The organism is Prochlorococcus marinus XMU1408 (assembly GCF_003208055.1).
GTDB classification, from domain to species: Bacteria; Cyanobacteriota; Cyanobacteriia; order PCC-6307; family Cyanobiaceae; genus Prochlorococcus_B; species Prochlorococcus_B marinus_A.
Genome location: NZ_QJUE01000007.1, coordinates 1 through 23,413, shown reverse-complemented (window position 1 = coordinate 23,413; position 23,413 = coordinate 1). Strand labels below are relative to the sequence as shown.

Here is a 23,413-nt window from a genome sequence, read left to right as displayed (position 1 = left end):
TTTAATCTATGCGGAGAATCTAGGATTTGGGTGTTTTAGAACTTTTCTTTTCTTTATTTGTTTTTGTTGTTTTCTTTTTAGAACTTTTCTCCTTGGTTTGATATTTACTTTTGTCTGGAGCTTTCTCTAACACAGTATTATTGTCCTCAAGCCAAATAAATAATTTTTCTTGTAATAAATCATCAGCAACAGCCTCTCTTATACGATTCGCATCGATATTTTGTTCCTTTGAAAATTTGATATCAGCCTCTACTTCTTTAAGCTTTGAATTGATTTCGTTTTCTGATACTTCAATTTTTTCTGATTTCGCCAAAGCATTTAAAGCAAGTTTTTGACGAAGTTTTTTCTCTGCTTCGCCTTTTGAAGACTCCATTAGCGATTTCACAAGCTCTGGAGTAAACATTGATTTGACATCAATTCCCTGTTGGGCAAAAGTTTGAGCTGTTTGTTCAACAATTATGCGCACTTCTTGATCAATAAGACTTTTTGGTAATTCCACTTCAAGCTCTTCTACCAAAGCGTTAAGAAGTGAATCCTGTCGATTTTGTGCTTGTTTTTTATCGTTATCTTCTTTAAGCCTTTTTTCAAGATCTGAGCGAAGATCCGCCAAGTTGTCTTTATCACTTGCTTGCTTTGCAAATTCATCATTTACTTCAGGTAACTCTTTGATTTTTAAATCTTCCAGAGTGACATTAAATTCAGCTTTTCTTCCTTTTGCATCTTCTTGATGGTAATCCTTAGGAAATTCGCACTTTAAAACTTTTTCATCGTTGATATTCATTCCAATCACTCCCTCTATAAATCCAGGGATCATGCGACCTTCCTCAAGTTCTATTTCAATTGAATTTGCTTTTCCACCTTCAATTTCACTTCCATCATCTGAGAATCTTCCTTTAAAGCTTACTAGCGCAATATCTCCTTTTTTTGCGGCACGATCACTAACTGGCACCTTAGTTGCTAGTTGAGCGCGGGATTGCTCAATGAGTTCATCAACTTTCTTTGGGTCAAATATTAATGTCTCTACTTCTGCAGTTAGGCCTGAATATTTTTTTAAAGTTGGAATAGGGGATATGTCAGTTTCAAGTTTTAATGTAAGAATTTTTTCTGGGTTAAAGTTTTCCAACATAGTTTCAAAACCCTCTTCGAGTTCTGGTTCACATAAAGGTTCAATTCCCTCTTGATCTAATGTTTCTGTCCATATTGTTTGTAAAAGTGATTCTAATGCGGATGCTTGTATTCTTTTGACTCCCAGTTGTTGAATCACCACTGCTTTTGGGACTTTACCTTTTCGAAACCCAGGGATTGAGATGGATCTGCTGAGTTTGCTTAAAGCTTCGTTGTAACTATTTTGGCATCGATCTGCGGGAACCTCTACCTCTACAGCAATTCTGCTATTAGGTTTTGAACTGGTTTTTACTTTTAATTTTGCAGCACTCATTGAAACGGAATTCTCAAATTTGGTTAGCGTAAGAAAGCGTTAGTTCACTTCCAAAGCTATTGTGGCCTAAAAAGCATCGAAAAATTTGTTATTTGTTGATTTTTCCAATAAGAAAAATTTTTTTGTTAACCCTTTTTAATTTCTTTATCAAGTTTGGACCCACAATTTCTTCTACCAGAGAGACCTCTCACAGTTGCGATCCTTGGATCGAGTGGAGCTGTGGGTAAAGAATTATTAGCTTTGCTTGAAGAGAGATCTTTTCCTATTGATAAATTAACTTTACTAGCATCGCATCGTTCAGCAGGAGAGATTCAGAATTTTTGTGGCACTGAGTTGAAAGTTGAAGAAACAACTCAAGAGAGTTTTAAGAATGTAGATTTAATTTTAGCTTCAGCTGGCAGTTCTATATCTCGTAAGTGGAAAGATGCAATTCTCAGCTCGGGAGCTTTGATGATTGACAATTCAAGTGCATTTCGAATGGAAAATGATGTTCCTTTGATTGTTCCTGAAGTCAACCCTGACGATTTAAGTAAGCATAAAGGGTTAATTGCTAATCCTAATTGCACAACTATTTTATTAGCTTTGGTTCTTGCTCCATTGACAAGGCGAATTCCTATTAAGCGGATTGTTGTCTCAACTTATCAATCTGCAAGTGGGGCTGGTGCAATGGCAATGGAAGAATTAAAAAAATTAAGTCAAGAAGTTTTAGATGGATTAACTCCAAAAAGTAAAGTTCTTCCATATTCTTTGGCATATAATCTTTTTTTGCATAATTCACCTTTGCAATCAAATAATTATTGCGAGGAAGAAATGAAAATGGTTAATGAAACTCGAAAAATCCTTGGTGATCCTTCGCTTTCATTGACTGCAACATGTGTAAGAGTTCCAGTTTTTAGAGCCCATTCTGAAGCGGTAAATATTGAATTTACTCAGCCTTTTCCGATAAAAGAGGCTTATGAAATTTTGGAATCTGCACCTGGAGTTGAAATACTTGAGGATTTTGAAAACAATCGTTTTCCTATGCCACTAGATGTAACTGGTAGGGACCCTATATCTGTAGGTCGAATAAGGCAGGATATAAGTAACCCAAATGCTTTGGAACTATGGTTGTGTGGAGATCAAATCCGCAAAGGCGCAGCGCTCAATGCAGTTCAAATTGCTGAACTTCTATTACCAAAAAACCATGAGTAAGTCAGCTTTATTGTCTCCTGCACCTTTTGGAAGGATATTAACTGCAATGGTTACTCCCTTTGATGAAACGGGGCGGGTAGATTACGGTCTGGCTGCTGATTTGGCTAATTATTTAGTAGATCAAGGTTCAGATGGCATCGTTGTATGCGGAACTACCGGAGAGTCTCCGACTTTAACTTGGCAAGAACAACAAAAGATGCTTGAAACAGTGCGAAATTCTTTAGGCTCAAGAGCTAAAGTTTTGGCTGGGACAGGAAGTAATTCGACTTCTGAGGCAATCGAAGCTACAAAGGAAGCAGCTAATTCAGGCGCTGATGGTGCTTTAGTGGTTGTTCCTTACTACAACAAACCACCTCAAGAAGGATTAGAAGTTCATTTTCGCTCAATTGCAAATGCAGCTCCAAAGTTACCTTTGATGCTCTATAACATTCCTGGGAGGACAGGGTGTTCGATATCGCCTAGTATTGTAAGTAAGCTTATGGATTGCAGTAATGTAGTCAGTTTTAAAGCTGCAAGCGGAACAACAGAGGAAGTGACTCAATTAAGAAACTATTGTGGAGAAGGTTTAGCTATTTATAGCGGTGATGATGCTTTGCTTTTGCCAATGCTTTCAGTAGGAGCAGTAGGTGTTGTTAGTGTTGCAAGTCATTTAGTTGGTCCTAGTTTGAAAAAAATTATAGAGAGTTTTTTAGAGGGCAAATACGCTGAGGCACTTTATTTGCACGAGAAATTACAACCTCTTTTCAAATCCCTTTTTGCAACAACTAATCCAATACCTATTAAAACGGCACTTCAATTAATCGGTTGGTCTGTTGGACCTCCTCGAAGTCCTCTAGTCTCTTTAAACAGCGAAATGAAAGAAGAACTCTTGAAGATACTTTCTTCTATGAGGTTGATCTGATCGATTCTCTTGTATTCGAGACCACCTTACTTTCATTTAAGTAACAACCAAGTTTTTTACATAAATTTCCATGACATCAAGTTCAATGAATTCTCAAAGTTCAAAAAATGCTCAATCAAAATCTCCTTGTTTGAGGATTATTCCTTTAGGCGGCCTAGGAGAAATTGGCAAAAATACTTGCGTTTTTGAATATGGTGACGACATCATGATTCTTGATGCGGGTCTGGCTTTCCCGACTGATGGCATGCATGGTGTCAATGTAGTCATGCCTGACACTACTTATTTACGTGAAAATCAAAGCCGAATAAGAGGCTTGGTAGTAACTCATGGGCATGAAGATCATATTGGAGGTATTTCTCATCATTTAAAGAACTTTAATATTCCTATTATTTATGGTCCTCCCTTAGCAATGTCTATGCTTAGAGGGAAAATGGAGGAAGCAGGTGTTGCTGATAGAACAACCATACAAGTATGTGGACCTAGAGAAGTTATCAAAGTTGGGCAACATTTCTCAGTTGAATTTGTACGAAATACACATTCAATTTCAGATAGTTATTCCTTTGCCGTAACTACTCCAGTGGGGGTAGTATTTTTTACAGGAGATTTCAAGTTTGACCATACGCCGCCTGATGGTCAGCCTTCAGATCTAGCAAGGATGGCACACTATGGTGATCAAGGTGTTCTTTGCCTTCTATCTGATTCAACTAACTCAGAAGTTACAGGATTCACGCCTTCTGAATATTCTGTTTTTCCAAATTTAGATAGATATATAGCTACTGCTGAGGGAAGAGTAATGGTGACTACTTTTGCTAGTTCTACTCATCGTGTAGCAATGCTTTTAGAGTTAGCCATGAAAAATGGTAGAAAAGTTGGCTTGCTAGGTCGTTCAATGTTGAATGTGGTTGGTAAAGCAAGAGAACTTGGATATATGCGCTTCCCTGATGATTTATTTTTTCCAATTAAACAGATAAGAGATTTGCCCGATAGAGAGACTTTTTTATTGATGACAGGCAGCCAGGGAGAATCAATGGCTGCATTGAGTCGTATCGCCAGAGGTGAGCATCAACATGTTCAGTTAAAAACCAGTGATACAGTCATTTTTTCCGCTAGTCCTATTCCTGGAAATACTATTTCTGTAATGCATACGATTGATAAATTAATAAAACTGGGTGCAAAAGTTATCTATGGAAAAGATAAGGGTATCCATGTTTCAGGTCATGGCTGTCAAGAAGATCAAAAATGGATGCTTGGATTAACTAGACCTAAATTCTTTATTCCAGTGCATGGTGAGTACAGAATGCAAGTTCTTCATGGAAAAACGGCTGTATCGATGGGAGTTCATCCGGAAAACGTATTAGTCATGGAAAATGGGGACGTTGCTGAATTAAGACCTGATTCTCTCGTTCAAGGTTCGCCAGTTAAATCAGGAGTTGAATTACTAGATTCTTCTAGAACAGGTGTTGTCGATACTCGTGTACTAAAAGAGCGGCAGCAACTTGCTGATGATGGAGTTATCACGGTTCTCACTCCGATTAGTACTGATGGCGTAATGGTTGCACCACCAAGGGTGAATCTTCGTGGAGTCATAACTAATGTTGATGCTAAAACAATGGTTAATTGGACTGAAAGAGAAATTAATTGGGTTTTAGAAAATCGATGGAAACAGCTTGTTCTTAAGACAGGAGGCAAGTCAGTTGAGGTCGATTGGATTGGTTTGCAAAGAGAAGTTGAATCAGGACTATCTCGAAGATTGAGAAGAGAGGTTCAAGCTGAGCCATTAATACTTTGCCTTGTTCAACCTGCTCCTGGCGGAACTCGTGCATATAAACCACAACTTGATCAACAGTCAGAGTCACGATCAGCAGTTAAGAAAATTGCTGATACAGCTTCTAAGTCAACAAATGCATCGGTAGCAAATAAAGAGACAAGTTCACCAACGGAACAAAAATCCAATAGCGAATCTAATTCTGAAGAAATGCCATCTGGAAGAACAAGACGACGTAGATCAGCAATTAGCTAATAGGCACAATTATTATTAATTAGTCTTGTTTGATACATTAATATTTTCTTTGTCCCAACTTACAAGGAAGTCTCCATGAAGATGGATAGTTCCAGGTGGCTTGTTTCGAGATATCTTGTTATTTATTTCTTCGATTTGTAGAGCTGTTATTCTTTTAACTCCTAACATTTTCAACCAATTAGAAAGGATTATTTTTCTAATTGAGTTTGTGAAATCTATTAGTTTTTTTCGTGATAGCGAATTTATATGCTCTCCCTTGCAAAATTCTATTGCTATTTTTGCAAATGATTGTTGGTCTTCGCTATAACTTTCAAGTCTATTAGCTACATATGCAATTCTTGAATCTGCGCCTTTATATATTGAATTTAAAATTGGTAAAATTTCATTTCTAATTCTATTTCTTGTTAAATTTATATTTGTGTTTGAAGGATCAATCCAAATTGGTAAATTAAACTCCTTACAAATTTCGAGAGTTTCTCTTCTGTTAAATATTAGAAAAGGCCTAGCTAAATTGAGATTTTTATCTAAAACTCTTTGTTCTTTAAGTGTACTTAGACCAATCAGATCACTTCCTCTAGCTAGATTCATAATGATTGTTTCTGCACGATCAGTAGCGGTATGCCCTGTTAATATTCTTTGACAAGGAAAATTTATATTTTCTGATGATAATAATTTGGCTTTCATTATTAGGTTTTGATATCTCCAGTTTCTAGCTTTCTCTTCATTACTTGCTTCTTCTTTATTTGCTTGATTAGAGTGAAATGATATTTGCTTATTAAGACACCAAAGTTTTAGCTCGTTTTCTATTTTTTCAGATTTTCTATGCCATTGGTGATCGCCATGCCATATTTCGATTTGCCAGTTATATAGCTTTTTTAAATCAGTAATTAATTTCAGAAGGGCCATTGAATCTTGTCCCCCAGATACAGCTAAAAGAAGAGTTGAGTTACTTGGAAGCAGAGATTTATTTTGTTTGAGCCTTTTGTGCAAACGCATATGCCATTTGCTCCAAGACCTTTGATTTGGGTCAGATTGTGACATTTGCTTTGGTTTCAGAGCTCTATTAGCATTTTGTTAGTTCTTTTGCTGAGTCAGTGTCACAATCAGATTAATAGTTGATGTTTTTATGACACTTTTGCAGACTTTGCCCGTTTCACTTCAAAAGAGTATTCAACATAGATCTTTATTGAAAGTAATTTCTGGTTTGAGTAATTTTAATCCAGAGTCAGTATTTCGAATTTCAAAAGCTGCAGGTCTTGGAGGTGCGGATTTATTAGATATTGCTTGTGAGCCAGAATTAGTAGAGTTAGCAGTGGAAGCTTCTAATCTTCCTGTTTGTGTAAGTTCGGTGGAACCAAAACTTTTTCCTGAAGCTGTTAAAGCAGGAGCATCAATTATTGAGATTGGGAATTTTGATTCTTTTTATCCAGATGGGCGTTTTTTCTCGGCTGAAGAGGTGTTGTCTTTAGCAGTGGAATCTCGACGACTTTTACCTGAAGTTGTTTTGTCAGTTACTGTTCCACATGTTTTGCCTTTAGATAGTCAAGCTCAATTAGCGTTAGATTTAGTTGATAAAGGGGTCGACTTGGTTCAGACAGAGGGAGGGACGAGTTCTCATCCAATCAGTCCTGGAACTTTAGGTTTAATAGAAAAAGCATCACCTACGTTGGCAGCCACTTTTGCTATCACAGCTGCTTTGAACAGTAATCATAGTGATGTGCCTGTGATTTGTGCGTCTGGACTCTCTGAAGTTACTGTCCCAATGGCTATATCAGTAGGAGCTTCTGGTGTCGGTATCGGCTCAGCTGTTAATAAATTGAATAGTCAATTAGCAATGATTGCTACTGTAAAAAGTCTACGTCAGGCTTTAAATTCCTTTGAATTCGCTTCCACGATTAATAAATGAATTTTATAACGTGAGTTAGAACTTTTTTGATTGCAAATTTCGCGAATATGAAATCAATAAATTTATCTTTTTTGATCATTTATTAAGAATATGCCTGAATATAAACTCCAAGCTCCATATGTACCAAAAGGTGATCAACCTGATGCTATTAAAGGTCTTGTTAGAGGTATAAATGATGGTGAAAAGTTTCAAACACTTTTAGGCGCAACTGGTACTGGTAAGACCTTTACGATAGCTAATTTAATTGCTCAAACTGGGAGGCCTTCATTAGTTTTAGCTCATAATAAAACACTTGCAGCTCAATTATGTAATGAGTTAAGAGAATTTTTTCCTGATAATGCGGTTGAATACTTTATTTCTTATTATGATTATTATCAGCCTGAAGCCTATGTTCCAGTTAGTGATACATACATAGCTAAGACATCTTCAATTAATGAAGAAATTGATATGTTACGCCACTCCGCAACTAGATCTTTGTTTGAACGAGATGATGTAATAGTGGTAGCTTCAATTAGTTGTATTTATGGCTTAGGAATTCCAAGCGAATATTTAAAGGCTTCTGTAAAGTTTAAAGTTGGTCAAAGTATTAATTTACGATTGTGCCTTAGATCATTAGTTTCTAATCAATATACTCGTAATGATGTAGAAATAAGTAGAGGTAGATTTAGAGTTAGAGGAGATGTTTTAGAAATAGGACCAGCATATGATGACAGATTAGTTAGACTTGAATTATTTGGAGATGAAGTGGAAAGTATTAGTTATGTTGATCCAACTACTGGAGAAATCCTGACTAAACTTGAGTCGATTAATATTTATCCTGCAAAACATTTTGTAACACCAAAGGATCGCTTAGAATCTGCAATTAAAGAAATAAAAAAAGAATTAAAAGATAGATTAGAATTTCTTAATCAAGAAGGTAAATTACTTGAAGCACAAAGGTTAGAACAACGAACAATATATGACTTAGAAATGTTAAAAGAAGTTGGTTATTGTAATGGAGTTGAAAACTATGCCCGTCATTTATCTGGGAGAGATCCAGGCTCTGCGCCAGAGTGTCTTATTGATTATTTCCCTAAAAATTGGTTGTTACTTATTGATGAAAGTCATGTTACTTGTCCTCAATTAAGAGCTATGTATAATGGTGATCAGTCAAGAAAAAAAGTATTAATAGACCATGGATTTAGATTACCAAGTGCGGCTGATAATCGTCCTCTGAAAGATGTTGAATTCTGGCAAAAAGCACAACAAACAGTTTTCATAAGTGCTACTCCTGGCGATTGGGAATTATCTCAAAGTACAGGAAATATAGTTGAACAAGTGATCAGACCAACCGGTGTTTTAGATCCTCTAGTTGAAGTAAGACCAACCAATGGGCAGGTTGAAGATTTACTTTTTGAGATTAGAAAAAGGGCATCCAAAAATCAAAGAATACTTGTTACAACTTTAACAAAAAGAATGGCGGAAGATCTCACTGATTATTTGTCTGAGAATAAAATAAGAGTTCGCTATTTACATTCAGAGATTCATTCAATAGAAAGAATTGAAATTATTCAAGATTTAAGACTTGGAGAATACGATGTTTTGGTAGGAGTTAATTTGTTAAGAGAAGGCTTAGATTTACCCGAAGTTTCACTTGTAGTAATACTTGATGCTGATAAAGAGGGATTTTTAAGAGCAGAAAGATCTTTGATTCAAACTATTGGTAGGGCAGCAAGGCATGTGGAAGGTTTAGCTTTGCTTTATGCTGATAAAATGACAGACTCTATGTCTAAAGCCATAAGTGAAACGGAAAGGCGACGTGAAATACAAGAAATTTATAATATCAAGAATGGCATAACTCCTAAACCAGCTGGTAAGAAAGCCAATAATTCAATTCTTTCATTTTTAGAGCTATCTAGAAGATTAAATCAAGATGGAAACTCCGATGACTTTGTTGATATTGCAGATAAGTTAATTGATCATAGTTCTAATGATTTGGATTCTGGTTTATCTTTAGATGCTCTGCCTGAGTTAATTGAAAAATTGGAATCTAAAATGAAAACAACTGCTAAAGATCTAGATTTTGAAAAGGCGGCAGTTCTTAGAGATCGTATTAAGAAATTAAGACATAGATTAGTAGGTAATTAATCTATTTTTAGATATCATTCTTTCCTAAATGAAAACATGAATGTATTTCATTTAAAGCTATTTCACCATATTTTTCTGAGATAATACAAGTTGTTCTTATCTCGCTAGTAGCAATCATTTCGATATTGATGTTTTGATTTGCTAGAGCTCTAAATATTTTACCTGCTGTCCCTTTTGTGAAAGGCATTCCAGAACCTACTGCACTAATTCTAACTATTGCATTTCCTTCCTCTATCTTTGAGCCTTTCCAATCAGATATTAGTTCTTCTAGAGCAAATTTAGCCTCGCTTCTATCATTTTTCTTCAATGTGAAACTTATATCCTTAGTCTTATCCTTATGCTTTCTTTCTGATTGAACTATTGTATCAAGGCTGATATTTTTCTCAGCTAAAGTGGAACATATTGAAGACGCAGTACCCGGCTTATCTGGAACATTCTTTACACTAACTTGAATTTGATCTTTATCTAAAGCTATTCCTCTGACTTCTGGCTCCTTGTTATTTTCATTTATAGGATTAAGAGTAACTTGTTTGTCATTAAGTTTAAAAAAATCTCCGACACTACGTAATGCTTTTTTTCCTGACTCTGCATCAATAACACAACTTACTTTCACTTCACTTGTTGCTATAAGTCGTATATTTATACCTGAATCGGAAAGAGTTTGGAAGAGAGAAGATGCTATTCCAGGTCTTCCCATAATTCCTGCACCATAAATACTTAATTTAGTAAGGTTCTTTTGGGAAGATATTTCACCTCCAATTGTATTAATTAGTTTTTTACATTGAGCATGTGCATTATCTAATTCATTTTCTGCAACAGTAAACGTAATATCATTTGAGTTGATTTGGTGTGTTGCTTGAATAATAAGATCTACATTCACTCCTCCTGCAGAAAGAGTTTCAAATAGATCAGCTGCGATTCCTGGCCTATCTGGAATATTTGAAAGTGCAATAACTGCTTGATGCTCTAAAAGCTCTAAACCATCTACAGGACTACGATGCTCTATTCCACCTTTAGAAATAATATGATTTTTTTTACTAGTTAGCGTAGTTCCATCAAGGTTGTCCCAACTAGATTTCACTACAAGAGTGACTCCAAAATTTCTTGCTATTTCAACTGCTCGAGGGTGTAACACAGCAGCTCCAAGGCTTGCTAGTTCTAACATTTCATCACAACTAATACTTTTCATTAATTGTGCATTTTTAACAATTCTGGGATCAGTTGTTAATACCCCAGGCACATCAGTATAAATTTCACATTTTTCAGCTTCCAAAGCTGCTGCTAAAGCTACTGCAGATGTGTCAGAACCTCCTCTTCCTAAAGTTGTGATTTCAGCTATTCCTCCTATGCCAAGACTGGTTCCTTGGAAACCTGCAATAACAATTGTTTTGCTTTGCTCTAAAAGATTTTTTATTCTATCTGTTCTTATCTCAAGTATTCTTGCTCTTCCATGGGCAGATTCTGTGATGATTCCTGCCTGAGTTCCAGTTAATGAGATTGCTGGTGTGCCTAATTCATTAAGGGCCATTGTTAAGAGTGATATTGAAACCTGTTCTCCAGTCGCCAGGAGCATATCCATTTCTCGATGAGGTGGATGAATGGTTATTTGCGAGGCTAAATTTGTTAATTCATCAGTTGTATGTCCCATTGCAGAAACAACAACTACAAGATCATTTCCCTTTTCTTTACTTGATTTGATTTTTTGCGCGACAGCTTTAATTCGCTCAATGCTTCCCAGAGAGGTGCCGCCAAATTTTTGAACCAGCAATGTCATTGATCTCTAGTTAACTTATTAATTATTTCAGCTATTAGTCATAATTTTACTTTCTGTTAGCAGATTATCTTTAAAAGCATCCATTGGATTTGTCCCTGATTTTATTAAGGCTTCGATTATTAACAGTTTTTTCATTAATCCAAGGAGTTTTTCGAATGATTTACCTTGAATTTGTTTGCGGATTACAAAAATACGTTTAGGATTAGCAATACCAATAAGTTTGGCAATTTCTTTGACGTCTTGATTTCCTTCAGAATCTAATAAATTTACCCACAGCCATCCTCTTGCTTGACCAGTCAATGTTGTAATTAACCTTAAAGACGGCTCTCCACTATCAAGCAATGATTTGATTTTATTTAAAGCAATAATTATTTCTCCTTGAAGTAAAAGACTTGCAATATCAAGTGCATTAGTTGAATTATTTTGAATTAGTTTTTCAACTAGATTTTTTGTGATTTCTTGTTCCCCATTTGTATTCAAATTGTCGTTAGATGCTTCTGATAATAATGCAAGTTTTTGAAGTTCAGTATTAATTAAAGAGCTGTCACTACCTATACTTTCTACTATTAAATCAATTGTTGCATGATTAATTTTTAAATTTAAGTTGCGCGCAATATTTTTAACTAAATTTCTTTGTCCATTGAGATCCCACGGTAGTGGTAGAACAAAACTTTTTTCGGTAGAGAGGGGATTAGATTGAATACTTTTTTGTATTAATTTAGTAGTTTTAAGTCTTTTATCAGGTTTATTGGAATTATTTAAAATTAGATATGTATTATCTGGAATTAATTTAATAGTTTGTTCAAGTTTATTTGCAAGTTCGATAGAACAAGCGTTGCAAAAAGGACTTCTTCTCACAAGTACAATTCTGTTTCCATTTCCTAGAGGAGCACTTTGAACTTCTTCAAGTGCTCTGAAATTTTGTTTTGGATCATTTCCATCGATTTGACTATAGTTAAAACTTTTCCATGCTGGATCAATTAATGTTTGAATTATTCCTTCGATTTCCCTATTACTGCCTTCATAATCATCTCCCCATATTAAATGTATTGGCATTTTGAAGATATATGTTGTTAAAAAGATTTGATCTTAAATTAGCCAAAGAAATTTAACAGTGAAAACACCAGAACATCCGATTTTTCTAGAAAGTGTTAAATACATAAGATCAAAACTATGGTTGACAGGACTAGATCATGCTCAGCAATCAATCTTAGAACGAATTATTCACTCTAGTGGTGACTTTAGCTTGCAGTCATGTTTGAGGTTTAGTCCCAGTGCTTGTGATGACGCTATTAATGCATTGCAGAATGGTGCAATGATTTTGACTGATACTTATATGGCTAAGGCGGCTATATCTCCTATGGCTAAAAGAACTATAAACTCAGATATTCAATGCATATTAGGAATGGCTCCAGAGTCTATTGCTTCAACGTGGACAACTAGAAGTGCAATTGGCATGAGAAATATATGGTTGGATTTTGAGGAGAAAGATCACTTATTGCATTCTCCAATAGTTGTTATTGGGAGTTCGCCAACAGCTTTAATTTCTATATTAGATCTTGTTGAGAAAGGTTATAAAAAGCCTAGTTTAATTATTGGTATGCCAGTAGGATTTATTGGTGTGTCTGAAAGTAAAAACCGATTATTGAAAAGTGAATGTCCATATATTGTCTTGGAGGGGTCTAAAGGAGGAGCCTCTTTAGCAGCAGCAACGATCAATTCATTATTAAGAGTTGCTGATAATTAAAAAGAAAATCTAAGGTTTATTCTAAATTTGTCTTTTAATTGGATTGGTGATTTGAATTGTATTAGTATTATTTTTTTCAAGACTATTTAATACCTTTTTTGCATTATTGACGACTTCTATTGGGACTCCTGCAAGGCGAGCAGCTTCAATTCCATAGCTTTTATTTGTTCCTCCTTTTTCAACTTTGTGAAGGAAAGAAAGTGAATTATTATTATGTTTTACTAAAACTTGGTAATTTTCTACATTATCAATATATTCAGAAATCTGATTCAACTCATGATAATGAGTTGCAAATATTGAACGACTTTTTATTTTAGTTGCTAAAAATTCGCTTACTGACCAGGCAATAGATAAGCCATCAAAAGTTGATGTTCCTCGTCCAATTTCATCTAATAAAACTAATGATTTTTCGGTGGCTTTATTCAGAATAAATGCTGTTTCAATCATTTCAACCATAAATGTTGATTGACCTGCTGCTAAATCATCTACTGCTCCAACGCGTGTGAAAAGTTGATCAGCAATGCCCAAAGTTCCAGATTTAGCTGGTATCCAACTACCGATTTGAGCCATGATTTGCAACAGACCTACTTGTCTTAAGTAACAACTTTTTCCACTTGCATTTGGACCTGAAAGTATTATTAAATCAGTCTTACAGCCAAGTTCTATGTCATTAGGTACGAAAACTGTATCAACTAGAATTTGCTCAACGACTGGATGACGACCACCTATAATAGATAACTTTCTCGATTTATTTTGATCTTGATTATCTACTATTTTAGGCTGAACATAATCATTTGTAGCAGCTAATTCCGCTAGTCCAGATAAAACATCTAAGCAAGAAATTGCTTTTGCAGCTTTTCTGATAATATTTGCTTGTTTACCAACAAGTATTCTAAGATTACAAAAAATTTCATATTCAAGTTGTGATATTCGTGCTCTAACTTGAAAGATTTTACCTTCTCTTTCTTTGAGACCTGGTGTCACAAAACGTTCTTCATTAGTTAAGGTCTGCCTTCTGATCCAGTGTTCAGGAACATTTATTGATTTTGCCTTACTTACTGCTAAAAAGTATCCAAACGACCTATGATATTGAAGTTTTAGATTATTTATATTACTATTTTTTCTTTCTTGCAATTCCTGAGATTTTAGCCATGAATTATGATCATCAAGTTGATTACGAAGTCCATCAAGTATAGGATCTATACCATCATAAAATATACCACCCTCTGTTAGGCTAAGGGGAGGATTATCTATGATTTGGTCATTTATTTTTGATGCAATTTCTATTAATCTCTTATCTAAATTTATAATTGGTTCAAAATACTTAGCATTTTCAAATATTGGATCATTAAGATATTTTTTAATTACAGGTAAACGGTTAATCCCTTCTGCGATAGCAACTAAATCTCTTGCTCCAGATTGTTGGGCTCCTGCCCTGCCTGAAAGACGCTCTAAATCACCCATAGCTCTTAGTATTTTCCTGATATTTCTTCTTAAAGTGGTTGATTTGACTAGTAATCCAATGATTTTCTGTCTATTTTCAATTGAGTAAATATCTGTTAAAGGTTCTTCTACCCACCTCCTAATACATCTACCCCCCATTGCAGTTAATGTTTTATCAATTGCCCAGAGTAATGAACCGTTAAATTGTCCATTTTTTTGAGTTGAAGTTATTTCTAAATTTCTCCTTGTTTGATTATCTATTATTAAACCAACTTGATTATTTTTTATTTGAGGGTAGTCAATGCATATATTTGTTTTTATTTTATTTCCGGTTTCAGCACTAAGGTTGGGATGAGTTTTGTTCAAATATGCTATTAACCCCCCAACTGTTCTGATTAATAGTGAATTTTGATTTATACCTAACCCGTCAATATTATTTAAACAATAATGATTTTTAATAGTCGTTTCAGCTTCTAAATTAGAGAATGCGGTTTGATTAAATTCTGTTATGGCTGTTATTCCTTCGTACCATCTTTTATTAGAAATAGAATTTTTTTCTGAAATAACTTCAGCTGCTTTTAATTTGATCAATTCTTGACGTAAGTTATTAACTTCTTTACCTTCTTGAACAATAAATTCACCGGTGCTTACATCTATCTTTGCTAATGACCAGCTAATTATCTCAGACTTAGAAGTAGATTTTATGAGAACAGATGCTAGCCAATTATTGTGTTTAGCCCTTAGCATCCCTTCTTCTAAAATTGTTCCAGGGGTTATTAATCGAGTAATTCCTCTCTTTATTAATTTATTGCCTTTTGTTGGAGCAGCTTCAAGTTGATCACAAATAGCAATTGATAAACCTTTTTTAATAAGCTCTGTGCAATAACGATCAGATGCATGGTGAGGAATTCCCGCCATAGGGACTTTTCCAATTTTTTTACCTCCTTCTTTACTTGTGAGTGTTATTTCCAGAATTTGAGAGATTTTTATTGCATCTTCAAAAAAACACTCGAAAAAATCTCCAAGCCTATAAAGCAGTACTCTTTCAGGATTTTCTATCTTAAGTTCTACATAATGCCTCAAGGCAGGAGTTAGATCATCAATATTTGGCAAATTGTGGTGTGACCATTTGGGTTCTTCAATTTCAGTATTTGTAAATTCATCAATATCAGTGATCTTATTTGGCTCAGTAGATGCCTTTTTTAAGCGAGGTCTTCGCGATGCGTCATCTTTTAATTGTTGATGTGAAAGACTTTCGTTGTCTATTTTTGAAGTATTAGCTTGCTCAGATTCATTAATACAGCTCTGCTCGTTTCCTCCAAAAAGACTGCCTTGTATAGGGTTTTGGCTGGCAGCCATTTAATTACTCGCTCTTTAATCAAGTTATATTAGAAGAATTTATTTTTTTTGCATGTGAAGCCTCACTACAAATATGAAGAGTAATACGTCAAACAAACACTTACATGGGAGAATTATTGAACATTGAGAAACTTTTCTGCAGCTTCAATCATGCTGGCTATTAATTCAATCGTTGCGAACGCACTTTTATTCTCTTCATTGCTCTTGGTAATTGGTGTTCCAGTTTTCTACATGACCCAAAGTAATCCTGAGGACAATAGAAATCCAAACATCAAAAAGATTGAAATTTTGGCAGGGGTCTGGTTCCATCTTGTACTTCTCCAAGCTTTAGTAGGTGAATACATCACTCATCAAATGAGTGTGTAGGAAAATATTTAATTTGAATTGCTTATAAAGACTAATTTTTAATTGATGTTTTAAATTTACTCACTAGAGGTTACTGTTAATAGGTATTAAAAGCCTTGAAAAAATGGCGACAATAGAGGGTACCTTTGAAAAATCATCTTCTTTAAGAGTAGCTATTGTTATTGCTAGATTTAACGATCTAATTACTAATAAGCTCTTAAGCGGATGCCTTGATTGTTTATCTCGACATGGCATAGATGTCTCAGAGACCAGCAAACAACTTGATATAGCTTGGGTTCCTGGATCGTTTGAATTACCAATTATTTCTCAAACACTTGCTCGAACTGGTAATTATGAGGTCTTAATTACCCTGGGAGCGGTTATCCGGGGAGACACTCCTCATTTTGATGTTGTGGTATCCGAGGCTAGTAAAGGTATAGCAACCGTCTCAAGAGAAACTGGAGTTCCAATTGTTTTCGGGGTTTTAACAACAGATAGCATGCAGCAAGCTTTAGAGAGGGCTGGGATTAAGAATAATCTTGGATGGAGTTATGCATTGCAAGCATTAGAAATGGGTTCTTTGATGAAAGCTATAAATTAAATAAATTTGTCTAATTAAAAAAACAATTTGACCACAACACCTCTTTTGAGGCATGCTAATACACTAGGATCTAAAAGCCTTTTTGCGGATGTAGCTCAGTGGTAGAGCATCTCCTTGCCAAGGAGAATGTCGAGAGTTCGAATCTCTTCATCCGCTTAAATGAATAAATTTGACTTAAGATAATTAAGTTTGTTAACTCTTTAATAAGAGAATTCTTTAATATTTAATAATTAGTTTCTGGTTTTGATTTAAGATAATTTTTCAATCAAACTTCCTTTATTTAGATCGACTAGTATACTAATCAAATATTAATTTCTATGTTAACTTTGGTGAGTATATAATTTAGAAAATTCATGAAAATGTTAATTAAAAAAATATGAAGTCACTAATTATTATTCCTGCACGAGGAGGATCGACAAGAGTACCTAATAAAAATCTTTCATTATTAAATGGAAAGCCACTTATCTATTATTCAATTAAGGCTGCATCGTTATTAGATGATGTTGGAATTATAGTGAGTACTGATTCTACTGAAATAGCAAATTATTGCGAATCTTTAGGTGTTGAAGTCCCTTTCTTAAGACCATCTAATTTATCTTCGGCTAAAAGTACCTCAATCAGTGTGATTGTTCATGTTTTGTATGAATTGATTAAAAATAATTGTGATTTACCCGAAATTATTATTTTTAAGCCCCCTACCAATCCGTTCCTGACACCACTATCTATAAGGAAGATGATTGATTTGAAGAAAGAAAATAGAGATATTGATTCAATAATGAGTATACATATTCCTAGGGTGAGTGCTTTAAGCTTTCTTTCTTACTCTGAGAAAGATAGAAGAATTGAAACACAAATATATGATATTGATGGTTGTAAATTATATGACATTGAAAGAAGCCAAGATAGACCACTCTCTTTTGCTAGTTCGCCTGCTTGTAAGATTACTGAAACTCATTATTTTATAGAAAAATATATAAATAAAAAAATCAGTGCAGAAAATTCCTCCGGACCAACATTTAATTTTAAAAATTCTTCTGGATATATAATTAATAATTTTGAAGCATATGATATTGATACTTTAGAAGATCTTGCGATTGCAAAATTAATTATTCAATCAAATGAAAAGGTTTTGGATAAAAAAATATTCAATCATATTTATGATTGAATTCGCTATTTATTTCTATTGAAATCTAACTGGAAATAGATTTGAGGATTAATTCTTAGTATGGTTTTAGTCAATATATATAAAATACTTTTTATTTACACTGAAAGTACAAAAACTATCTTTTCTACTATAGTAGAAAAGTAATCGTAACAGTGGTGATGGATAAACTTTGTTCAATAATAATTAGAACAAAAAATGAGGAAGCATGGATAACAAAATGTTTAGAAGCTGTTTTTGAGCAAACATATAAAAATATTGAAGTGATAATTGTTGATAATTGCTCTACTGATACAACGATTGCAAGATGTAAGAAATTTAATGTAAAAATAGTCACTATTAATGAATTTTTTCCTGGTAAAGCTATCAATTTAGGTATAGAGGCTTCAAAAGGAGATTTGATATGCTGTTTAAGTGCACATTGCATTCCTACTAATAATTTATGGCTTGAAAATTTAATAAAGCCTCTAGAGGATAAATCCATAGCAGGCTGCTATGGTAGGCAGGAACCTACCAGCAATAGTAGTGATGTAGATAAAAGAGATCTTCTTTTAGTATTCGGCCTTGATAGTTATATTCAATCAAAAGACTCTTTCTTTCATAATGCGAATAGTGCTTTTAGAAGGGAGATATGGAATAAATATCCTTTCTCCAATATCTCCACAAATATTGAAGATAGGATTTGGGGCGAAGAAGTAATAAGTAATGGTTTTAAGTTGGCATATGTTGCAGAATCAAGTGTTTTTCATTGGCATGGAATTCATCATCAATTAAATCCTGAACGTGCAAAGAATATTGTAAGAATTTTAGATACAATTCCTAGGCTTAGAACTCATAATAATCTGAAAAATTTAAAGCATACTTCTTATTGTATTGTTCCCATTAAAGGAACTGATGTCACATATAAAAACCTTCCTTTAATTAAAAAAACTATCAACTGTTTAAGAAAATGTAAGTTGATAAATAAAATAATTTTATCTACAGATATAAATAATCAAATTGATCTTTCTGATTTGCTTGGCTTGGAAACTGTAATACGCCCAAGTCATTTGTCTTCTCCTCAGTCCTCTCTAGAAGATGTTCTCCAATACACTTTGGCATCTATCGAATCTAAAGGTGATTATTGTGATTCAATTTCTGTAGCTGAAATCATTTATCCATTTAGAGAGAATGAAGTCGTTGATGCAATGATTCAAACAATGATAGATGAACCATTGGACACTATCTTTGCAAGTTGGAGAGAAGCTAGGGCGACTTGGTTTGGGGAAGAAGGAGACCTGACTATGCTTGGAGGTACTTCCTGGGTAATTCCGTCAACAGAAAGGCATGGACAGATAATAACATCATTAATTGGATATTTTACAATTATAAGACCAGTCAATGTTCGCAATAAAAATATATTTCAAGGTCAAATTAAAACTCATTCATTAAAGAATAGAAACTCATCATTTGTGTGTCGTAACCAAAATGAGTATGATGAATTATCTAACTTATTGTTAAAGTTATAATATCAATCTTCTCTAGACGAGTTTATGAAAATTGCTATTATTGGTTTAGGTAGAGTGTATGAGCATTATAAAAATAATTTTGTTTCTTCTTTATTGGAAAATGGTCATATTGTTTATTTATATGATATTGATAAAAAAAAATGTGATAGAAAATTACATCCACAGCATGTCAACTTATCAGTTGCAATTTCATTTGACCAATTAATTAATTTTGGTATTGATTTTGCAATTGTAGCTACGATTTCTGGAACACATTATCATATTTCTAAGCAACTGTTAGAAGCTGGAGTAAATGTTTTAACTGAGAAGCCTGCAACTATGAAAGAGATTGAACTATGTGAATTGATCAATTTATCTAATAGTCTTTCATTGAAATATGGTGTCATCTTTCAAAATAGATTAAACAAGTCTATGAAGATTGCTAAGGAATTAGTCGAAAAGAAATATTTGGGAGATATCAAAATTTGCTCAATTAAGTTGCATTGGTGTCGTTATCAAAACTATTACAATGATGGTTGGCATGGCACGTGGCGACAAGATGGTGGGGTAATAAATCAGCAGGCCATTCATCATATAGATGCAATGCAATGGATAAATGGTCCTTTTAAGCAGGTTGCAGCTTTTGCTTCAAACCAAATTAACCTTTTAGAAGCAGAAGATACCATGACAGGTTTAGTGCAGTTTGAGTCTGGATCTGTTGGTACTATCGAAGCCTCAACAGCCATAAGACCTAAAGATAAAGAGGCTTCTATCTTTATTGCAGGAACTAAGGGTTTTGTAAAAGTTGGCGGTGTTGCATTAAATAAGATAGTTGATTATGAATTGCCTTCACTCGACAAAGATTTGAAAGATCGCTTGCTTAAGGCATCTGTCAATGTAAGTTCAGGGTATGGTGAGTCTCATAAGGATGTTATTTATGATTTTATCGATTCTATAAAATTCGATAAAAATCCAATAATTTCCGCTTCTTCAACTATTAATACAGTTCGCGCTATTCATTCTCTTTACAAAAGCTCTGAGTCTCGAACTTGGGTTAATGTAGACAGCAAATCAGTTTCAGATTATTTAGGTAATTGATGGAAAATAGCAACCCTGGAAAGGATATTTCATTGGAGGATATTCAATCTAAGTTCCCCTTAGTTGCAAAAAAAGATAGCTCACACTATTCGAACTTTGAGATTGCAAATGTTGAATTTGGTCCAGGTAAATGTCCAGTTTTTGCTGGACCAAATATGGTTGAGTCTAAAGAGTTGATTATAGATGTAGCTTTAAATATTCAGAAAAGCGGAGCTTCTTTTCTTAGAGGTGGAGCTTTTAAGCCTTTGACTTTCCCTTATCGTTCAGAAAAATATACTGAAACAAGAGAATCTGGCTTGGAATGGCTTGCTGAAGCAAAGTCTATTACTGGAATGCCTGTAATTACTGAGATTATGGAAGAAAAATATCTTTCTATGATCGGAGGAGTAGCAGATATTCTTCAGATTGGAGCCAGAAATATGCAAAATTATCCATTACTTACTGCATGTGCAAAATCCGGGAAACCAATAATGCTTAAGCGTGGTTTTGGTTGTTCTTTGAGAGATTGGCTTGGAGCTGCAGAATATATTTTAGTAGAGGGTAATAAGAGAGTGATACTTTGTGAAAGAGGAATAGTTGCTCCACATACGCATCGCTCAACCTCAAGATTTTTGTTGGATTTACAGGTAGTACCCGCAGCGCAAGAAGTTACTCACCTTCCAGTTGTAACTGACCCATCTCATGCATGTTTTTGGAGGCCTTGGGTTCCAAAGTTGGCAAAAGCATCAGTAGCTGTTGGTGCTAATGGATTAATGATTGAGGTTCACCCTGATCCTAGTCAGGCGGCTGTTGATCCTTTGCAGGCTATAGATTATTTAGAATTTAATGATTTAATGATGCAACTCAAACGTTTAGGAGATGCTTGTGAGGTTACAGTTGGAAGTGGAAGATAAATTACGCTGAATTAATGTTTTCTCTAATAATTGGTATTTCGCCAAGTAAAGGAGCTAGATCTCCAAGTTTATGGAATAAAGCATATAAAAATTACAAAATTAATTGTGAAATGAAAGCATGTGATATTTCTAACGAAAGTGAATTAAATACTTTAATTGAAAAACTTAAATTTGATAATAATTTCCAAGGAGGAAGTGTGACTTTTCCCTATAAAGAAAAAGTCGCTGAAATACTTCAAAACTCTCTTAAAGATGAGGCCACATCTAGATTAGGAGCTATTAATTGTTTATATAGAAATAAATCTGGTGTCTTATGTGGTGCTAATACAGATGGTCTTGCAGCAGTATCTAGTGTAAATTCCATATTTTTTAATCGTGAAGTATTACCGCAAAAAATTTTAATTTTAGGGGTTGGTGGAGTTGGAAAAGCTGTCATTGCTTTTTTGTCTGAATTTTTATTGACTGATTATCCCGGTATAGAGTTATGTGCAACATCGAGAAATAAAGATAATTTATTTTTTTCTAGATTTAAAAATGTTAATTATATTAAATGGAATGATCGACATAAATATCTTACTAATCAAACATTATTAATTAATTGTACTAGTCTTGGTGATTATCAAAATTTAGATTTTTCTCCAATTTCTCTTGATTTAGTTGATACTCATAATAAACCAATTGGTATCTTTGATGTGATACATACTCCTTCATTAACTAAGTTACTTTTATGGGCTAAAGATAAAAAAATTAATTACTGTAATGGTATAGATATGAATCTTATGCAAGCTGCAATTGCTTTTAAATATGCAACCAATGTAGATGAATCAATCGCAAATATACAACAATCCATGATCGGTTAATAGTTTATACAAAATAATTTTATTATTTTATATTCAATAAATCATTGAAGTTCAATTTTTATTTGCTTTAAGGCTTGTTCCCACTCTCCATTTTGATTTTGTCTATAGAGCTTTATCGAAGGGTACCAGTAACTATCCTTATCATCTATTCCCCACCACCAAGCGTTGTTATAGACAGTCAATACTTTTGTTTTCACAGCTAGAGCTCCGGCTAAGGGCACCGTGACATTGTGAATAGATACAACTTCGTCACAAGCCTTAATTAATGCGGAAAGACCATCAATATCGTTATATTTATCAACTTCTTTTACTTCACAAATTTCAATATTATATTTCTTTTTGATATATTCAATTTCTTCTGTTACTTCGCCATACTGAAGGCAAACAAATCTAATATCTGGTGAATAAATGCTAAGTATAAATTGTTCAAGAGATAAGGATTTATTTTTTTTACTAATAGATTTTGACTTCCAAGAAATACCAACAATTTTTTGAAACCGATGATCAGTTAACTGTTCGCGTAATTGATTAGATCTGACTTGATCAACTTTAAGCATCAATTGCTTGGATACTTTGAAATCATTCAAAGAAGTTCTTAGGAACTTAGGAAGTGATCCCATAGCGATATGAAAATCATATTTTGTTTCATCGATCATTTCTTTTTTGGGAATATATTTAATTTTTTCTTGATCCAGTGATCTGCGTAAAAGAGGGATTAATCTTGGATCAGTTTGAATAATTAGTTGATCTACATAATCAACTAAATCTGGAATAAGCGATAAAAACATTATTTCATCACCGAGACCTTGTTCTGGCCATAACAAAAGTCGACCTCTACGATCAGGTGACCAATTCGGCTTACTCGTTTGTAGTTGACTACCGCAATTTATGGTTTTATTTGTCATTTTCCATCGCCACTCATGTTCGTTCCAGCCCTCACTAAATTCTTTTCCTTTGAGCAGAATATGAGCCAAATTATAATGAGCATCTGGATAACTAGGGTCGATATCTATTGCTTTACGTGTGTAAAATTCTGCTTCTTTTAAATTTCCATTACCTTC

At 34.1% G+C, this 23,413-nt stretch carries 19 protein-coding genes and 1 tRNA gene; 14 read left to right on the top strand and 6 right to left on the bottom strand.

The annotated features are described in order from the left end of the window. Positions 1-19: 19 nt before the first annotated feature. On the bottom strand, positions 20-1,438 hold the full coding sequence (tig, locus tag DNJ73_RS09245; RefSeq protein ID WP_158467427.1) for a trigger factor: 1,419 nt from the start codon (positions 1,436-1,438) through the stop codon (positions 20-22). Positions 1,439-1,591: 153 nt separating this feature from the next. Here tig and DNJ73_RS09240 point away from each other — a divergent pair, with 153 nt between their 5' ends. The 3 genes from DNJ73_RS09240 (at position 1,592) to DNJ73_RS09230 (ending at position 5,550) form a co-directional block, all read left to right on the top strand. Beyond that, a complete protein-coding gene (locus DNJ73_RS09240) occupies positions 1,592-2,629 on the top strand; it encodes an aspartate-semialdehyde dehydrogenase (RefSeq protein ID WP_158467426.1) in 1,038 nt (345 codons plus the stop codon). Next, positions 2,622-3,530, top strand: a complete 909-nt coding sequence (gene dapA / locus DNJ73_RS09235; RefSeq protein ID WP_158467425.1) for a 4-hydroxy-tetrahydrodipicolinate synthase — start codon at positions 2,622-2,624, stop codon at positions 3,528-3,530. The genes DNJ73_RS09240 and dapA overlap by 8 nt, the downstream gene beginning before the upstream one ends. Before the next feature lie 70 nt (positions 3,531-3,600). Next, positions 3,601-5,550 (top strand): ribonuclease J, encoded by a 1,950-nt coding sequence (locus tag DNJ73_RS09230; RefSeq protein ID WP_158467424.1) that lies wholly within the window; start codon positions 3,601-3,603, stop codon positions 5,548-5,550. A 15-nt stretch (positions 5,551-5,565) separates the two neighbouring features. Here the strand turns inward: DNJ73_RS09230 and tilS are convergent, their stop codons facing one another. Beyond that, positions 5,566-6,546 (bottom strand): tRNA lysidine(34) synthetase TilS, encoded by a 981-nt coding sequence (gene tilS, locus DNJ73_RS09225; protein WP_158467496.1) that lies wholly within the window; start codon positions 6,544-6,546, stop codon positions 5,566-5,568. A 130-nt stretch (positions 6,547-6,676) separates the two neighbouring features. Between tilS and DNJ73_RS09220 the strand changes: the two genes are divergently transcribed. Both DNJ73_RS09220 and uvrB read left to right on the top strand, forming a co-directional pair. After that, entirely contained in the window at positions 6,677-7,456 is a 780-nt protein-coding gene (locus DNJ73_RS09220) for a DUF561 domain-containing protein (protein ID WP_158467423.1), read from the top strand. A gap of 90 nt (positions 7,457-7,546) precedes the next feature. Continuing rightward, positions 7,547-9,583, top strand: a complete 2,037-nt coding sequence (uvrB, locus tag DNJ73_RS09215) for an excinuclease ABC subunit UvrB (protein WP_158467422.1) — start codon at positions 7,547-7,549, stop codon at positions 9,581-9,583. 7 nt (positions 9,584-9,590) lie between these two features. Here uvrB and DNJ73_RS09210 read toward each other — a convergent pair whose 3' ends face one another. Further along, positions 9,591-11,357, bottom strand: coding sequence for an aspartate kinase (locus DNJ73_RS09210; RefSeq protein ID WP_158467421.1), 1,767 nt, complete (start codon positions 11,355-11,357; stop codon positions 9,591-9,593). Positions 11,358-11,384: 27 nt separating this feature from the next. After that, positions 11,385-12,413 (bottom strand): DNA polymerase III subunit delta, encoded by a 1,029-nt coding sequence (gene holA, locus DNJ73_RS09205; RefSeq protein ID WP_158467420.1) that lies wholly within the window; start codon positions 12,411-12,413, stop codon positions 11,385-11,387. Positions 12,414-12,471: 58 nt separating this feature from the next. Here holA and DNJ73_RS09200 point away from each other — a divergent pair, with 58 nt between their 5' ends. Beyond that, positions 12,472-13,104, top strand: a complete 633-nt coding sequence (locus tag DNJ73_RS09200; RefSeq protein WP_158467419.1) for a precorrin-8X methylmutase — start codon at positions 12,472-12,474, stop codon at positions 13,102-13,104. A 21-nt stretch (positions 13,105-13,125) separates the two neighbouring features. Here DNJ73_RS09200 and mutS read toward each other — a convergent pair whose 3' ends face one another. Then, entirely contained in the window at positions 13,126-15,906 is a 2,781-nt protein-coding gene (gene mutS, locus DNJ73_RS09195; protein WP_158467418.1) for a DNA mismatch repair protein MutS, read from the bottom strand. A 123-nt stretch (positions 15,907-16,029) separates the two neighbouring features. On the opposite strand from mutS, the gene psbZ reads away from it, so the two are divergent. The 8 genes from psbZ to DNJ73_RS09155 all read left to right on the top strand — a co-directional run bounded on the left by psbZ (position 16,030) and on the right by DNJ73_RS09155 (position 22,352). Then, positions 16,030-16,272: a photosystem II reaction center protein PsbZ gene (psbZ, locus tag DNJ73_RS09190; RefSeq protein WP_257473447.1), complete on the top strand. Its 243-nt coding sequence runs from the start codon at positions 16,030-16,032 to the stop codon at positions 16,270-16,272. 103 nt (positions 16,273-16,375) lie between these two features. Beyond that, positions 16,376-16,852: a 6,7-dimethyl-8-ribityllumazine synthase gene (ribH, locus tag DNJ73_RS09185; protein ID WP_158467417.1), complete on the top strand. Its 477-nt coding sequence runs from the start codon at positions 16,376-16,378 to the stop codon at positions 16,850-16,852. Positions 16,853-16,936: 84 nt separating this feature from the next. After that, positions 16,937-17,008 (top strand) — tRNA-Gly (locus DNJ73_RS09180). A gap of 220 nt (positions 17,009-17,228) precedes the next feature. Continuing rightward, positions 17,229-18,017: an acylneuraminate cytidylyltransferase family protein gene (locus DNJ73_RS09175; protein WP_158467416.1), complete on the top strand. Its 789-nt coding sequence runs from the start codon at positions 17,229-17,231 to the stop codon at positions 18,015-18,017. A gap of 158 nt (positions 18,018-18,175) precedes the next feature. Then, positions 18,176-19,522 carry a glycosyltransferase family 2 protein gene (locus tag DNJ73_RS09170; RefSeq protein ID WP_158467415.1) on the top strand — a complete coding sequence of 449 codons (1,347 nt, stop codon included), beginning with the start codon at positions 18,176-18,178 and terminating at the stop codon, positions 19,520-19,522. Positions 19,523-19,546: 24 nt separating this feature from the next. Then, the gene (locus DNJ73_RS09165; protein ID WP_158467414.1) at positions 19,547-20,599 is read left to right on the top strand and encodes a Gfo/Idh/MocA family protein; all 1,053 of its coding nucleotides are present in this window, start codon (positions 19,547-19,549) and stop codon (positions 20,597-20,599) included. Beyond that, the gene (aroF, locus tag DNJ73_RS09160; RefSeq protein WP_158467413.1) at positions 20,599-21,492 is read left to right on the top strand and encodes a 3-deoxy-7-phosphoheptulonate synthase; all 894 of its coding nucleotides are present in this window, start codon (positions 20,599-20,601) and stop codon (positions 21,490-21,492) included. Before DNJ73_RS09165 ends, aroF begins: the two co-directional genes overlap by 1 nt. 14 nt (positions 21,493-21,506) lie before the next feature. After that, entirely contained in the window at positions 21,507-22,352 is an 846-nt protein-coding gene (locus DNJ73_RS09155) for a shikimate dehydrogenase family protein (RefSeq protein WP_158467412.1), read from the top strand. Between the two features lie 41 nt (positions 22,353-22,393). Here DNJ73_RS09155 and DNJ73_RS10095 read toward each other — a convergent pair. Next, on the bottom strand, positions 22,394-23,413 hold a 1,020-nt coding region (locus tag DNJ73_RS10095; RefSeq protein WP_187152643.1), incomplete at its 5' end, for a tetratricopeptide repeat protein.

Excerpts from the sequence above, each read along its gene's own strand:
- tig (WP_158467427.1), bottom strand. The coding sequence starts at position 1,438 with ATGAGTGCTGCAAAATTAAAAGTAAAAACCAGTTCAAAACCTAATAGC.
- dapA (WP_158467425.1), top strand. The coding sequence starts at position 2,622 with ATGAGTAAGTCAGCTTTATTGTCTCCTGCACCTTTTGGAAGGATATTA.
- DNJ73_RS09230 (WP_158467424.1), top strand. The coding sequence starts at position 3,601 with ATGACATCAAGTTCAATGAATTCTCAAAGTTCAAAAAATGCTCAATCA.
- tilS (WP_158467496.1), bottom strand. The coding sequence starts at position 6,546 with ATGCGTTTGCACAAAAGGCTCAAACAAAATAAATCTCTGCTTCCAAGT.
- DNJ73_RS09220 (WP_158467423.1), top strand. The coding sequence starts at position 6,677 with ATGACACTTTTGCAGACTTTGCCCGTTTCACTTCAAAAGAGTATTCAA.
- uvrB (WP_158467422.1), top strand. The coding sequence starts at position 7,547 with ATGCCTGAATATAAACTCCAAGCTCCATATGTACCAAAAGGTGATCAA.
- DNJ73_RS09210 (WP_158467421.1), bottom strand. The coding sequence starts at position 11,357 with ATGACATTGCTGGTTCAAAAATTTGGCGGCACCTCTCTGGGAAGCATT.
- holA (WP_158467420.1), bottom strand. The coding sequence starts at position 12,413 with ATGCCAATACATTTAATATGGGGAGATGATTATGAAGGCAGTAATAGG.
- mutS (WP_158467418.1), bottom strand. The coding sequence starts at position 15,906 with ATGGCTGCCAGCCAAAACCCTATACAAGGCAGTCTTTTTGGAGGAAAC.
- ribH (WP_158467417.1), top strand. The coding sequence starts at position 16,376 with ATGGCGACAATAGAGGGTACCTTTGAAAAATCATCTTCTTTAAGAGTA.
- DNJ73_RS09175 (WP_158467416.1), top strand. The coding sequence starts at position 17,229 with ATGAAGTCACTAATTATTATTCCTGCACGAGGAGGATCGACAAGAGTA.
- DNJ73_RS09170 (WP_158467415.1), top strand. The coding sequence starts at position 18,176 with ATGGATAAACTTTGTTCAATAATAATTAGAACAAAAAATGAGGAAGCA.
- DNJ73_RS09165 (WP_158467414.1), top strand. The coding sequence starts at position 19,547 with ATGAAAATTGCTATTATTGGTTTAGGTAGAGTGTATGAGCATTATAAA.
- aroF (WP_158467413.1), top strand. The coding sequence starts at position 20,599 with ATGGAAAATAGCAACCCTGGAAAGGATATTTCATTGGAGGATATTCAA.
- DNJ73_RS09155 (WP_158467412.1), top strand. The coding sequence starts at position 21,507 with ATGTTTTCTCTAATAATTGGTATTTCGCCAAGTAAAGGAGCTAGATCT.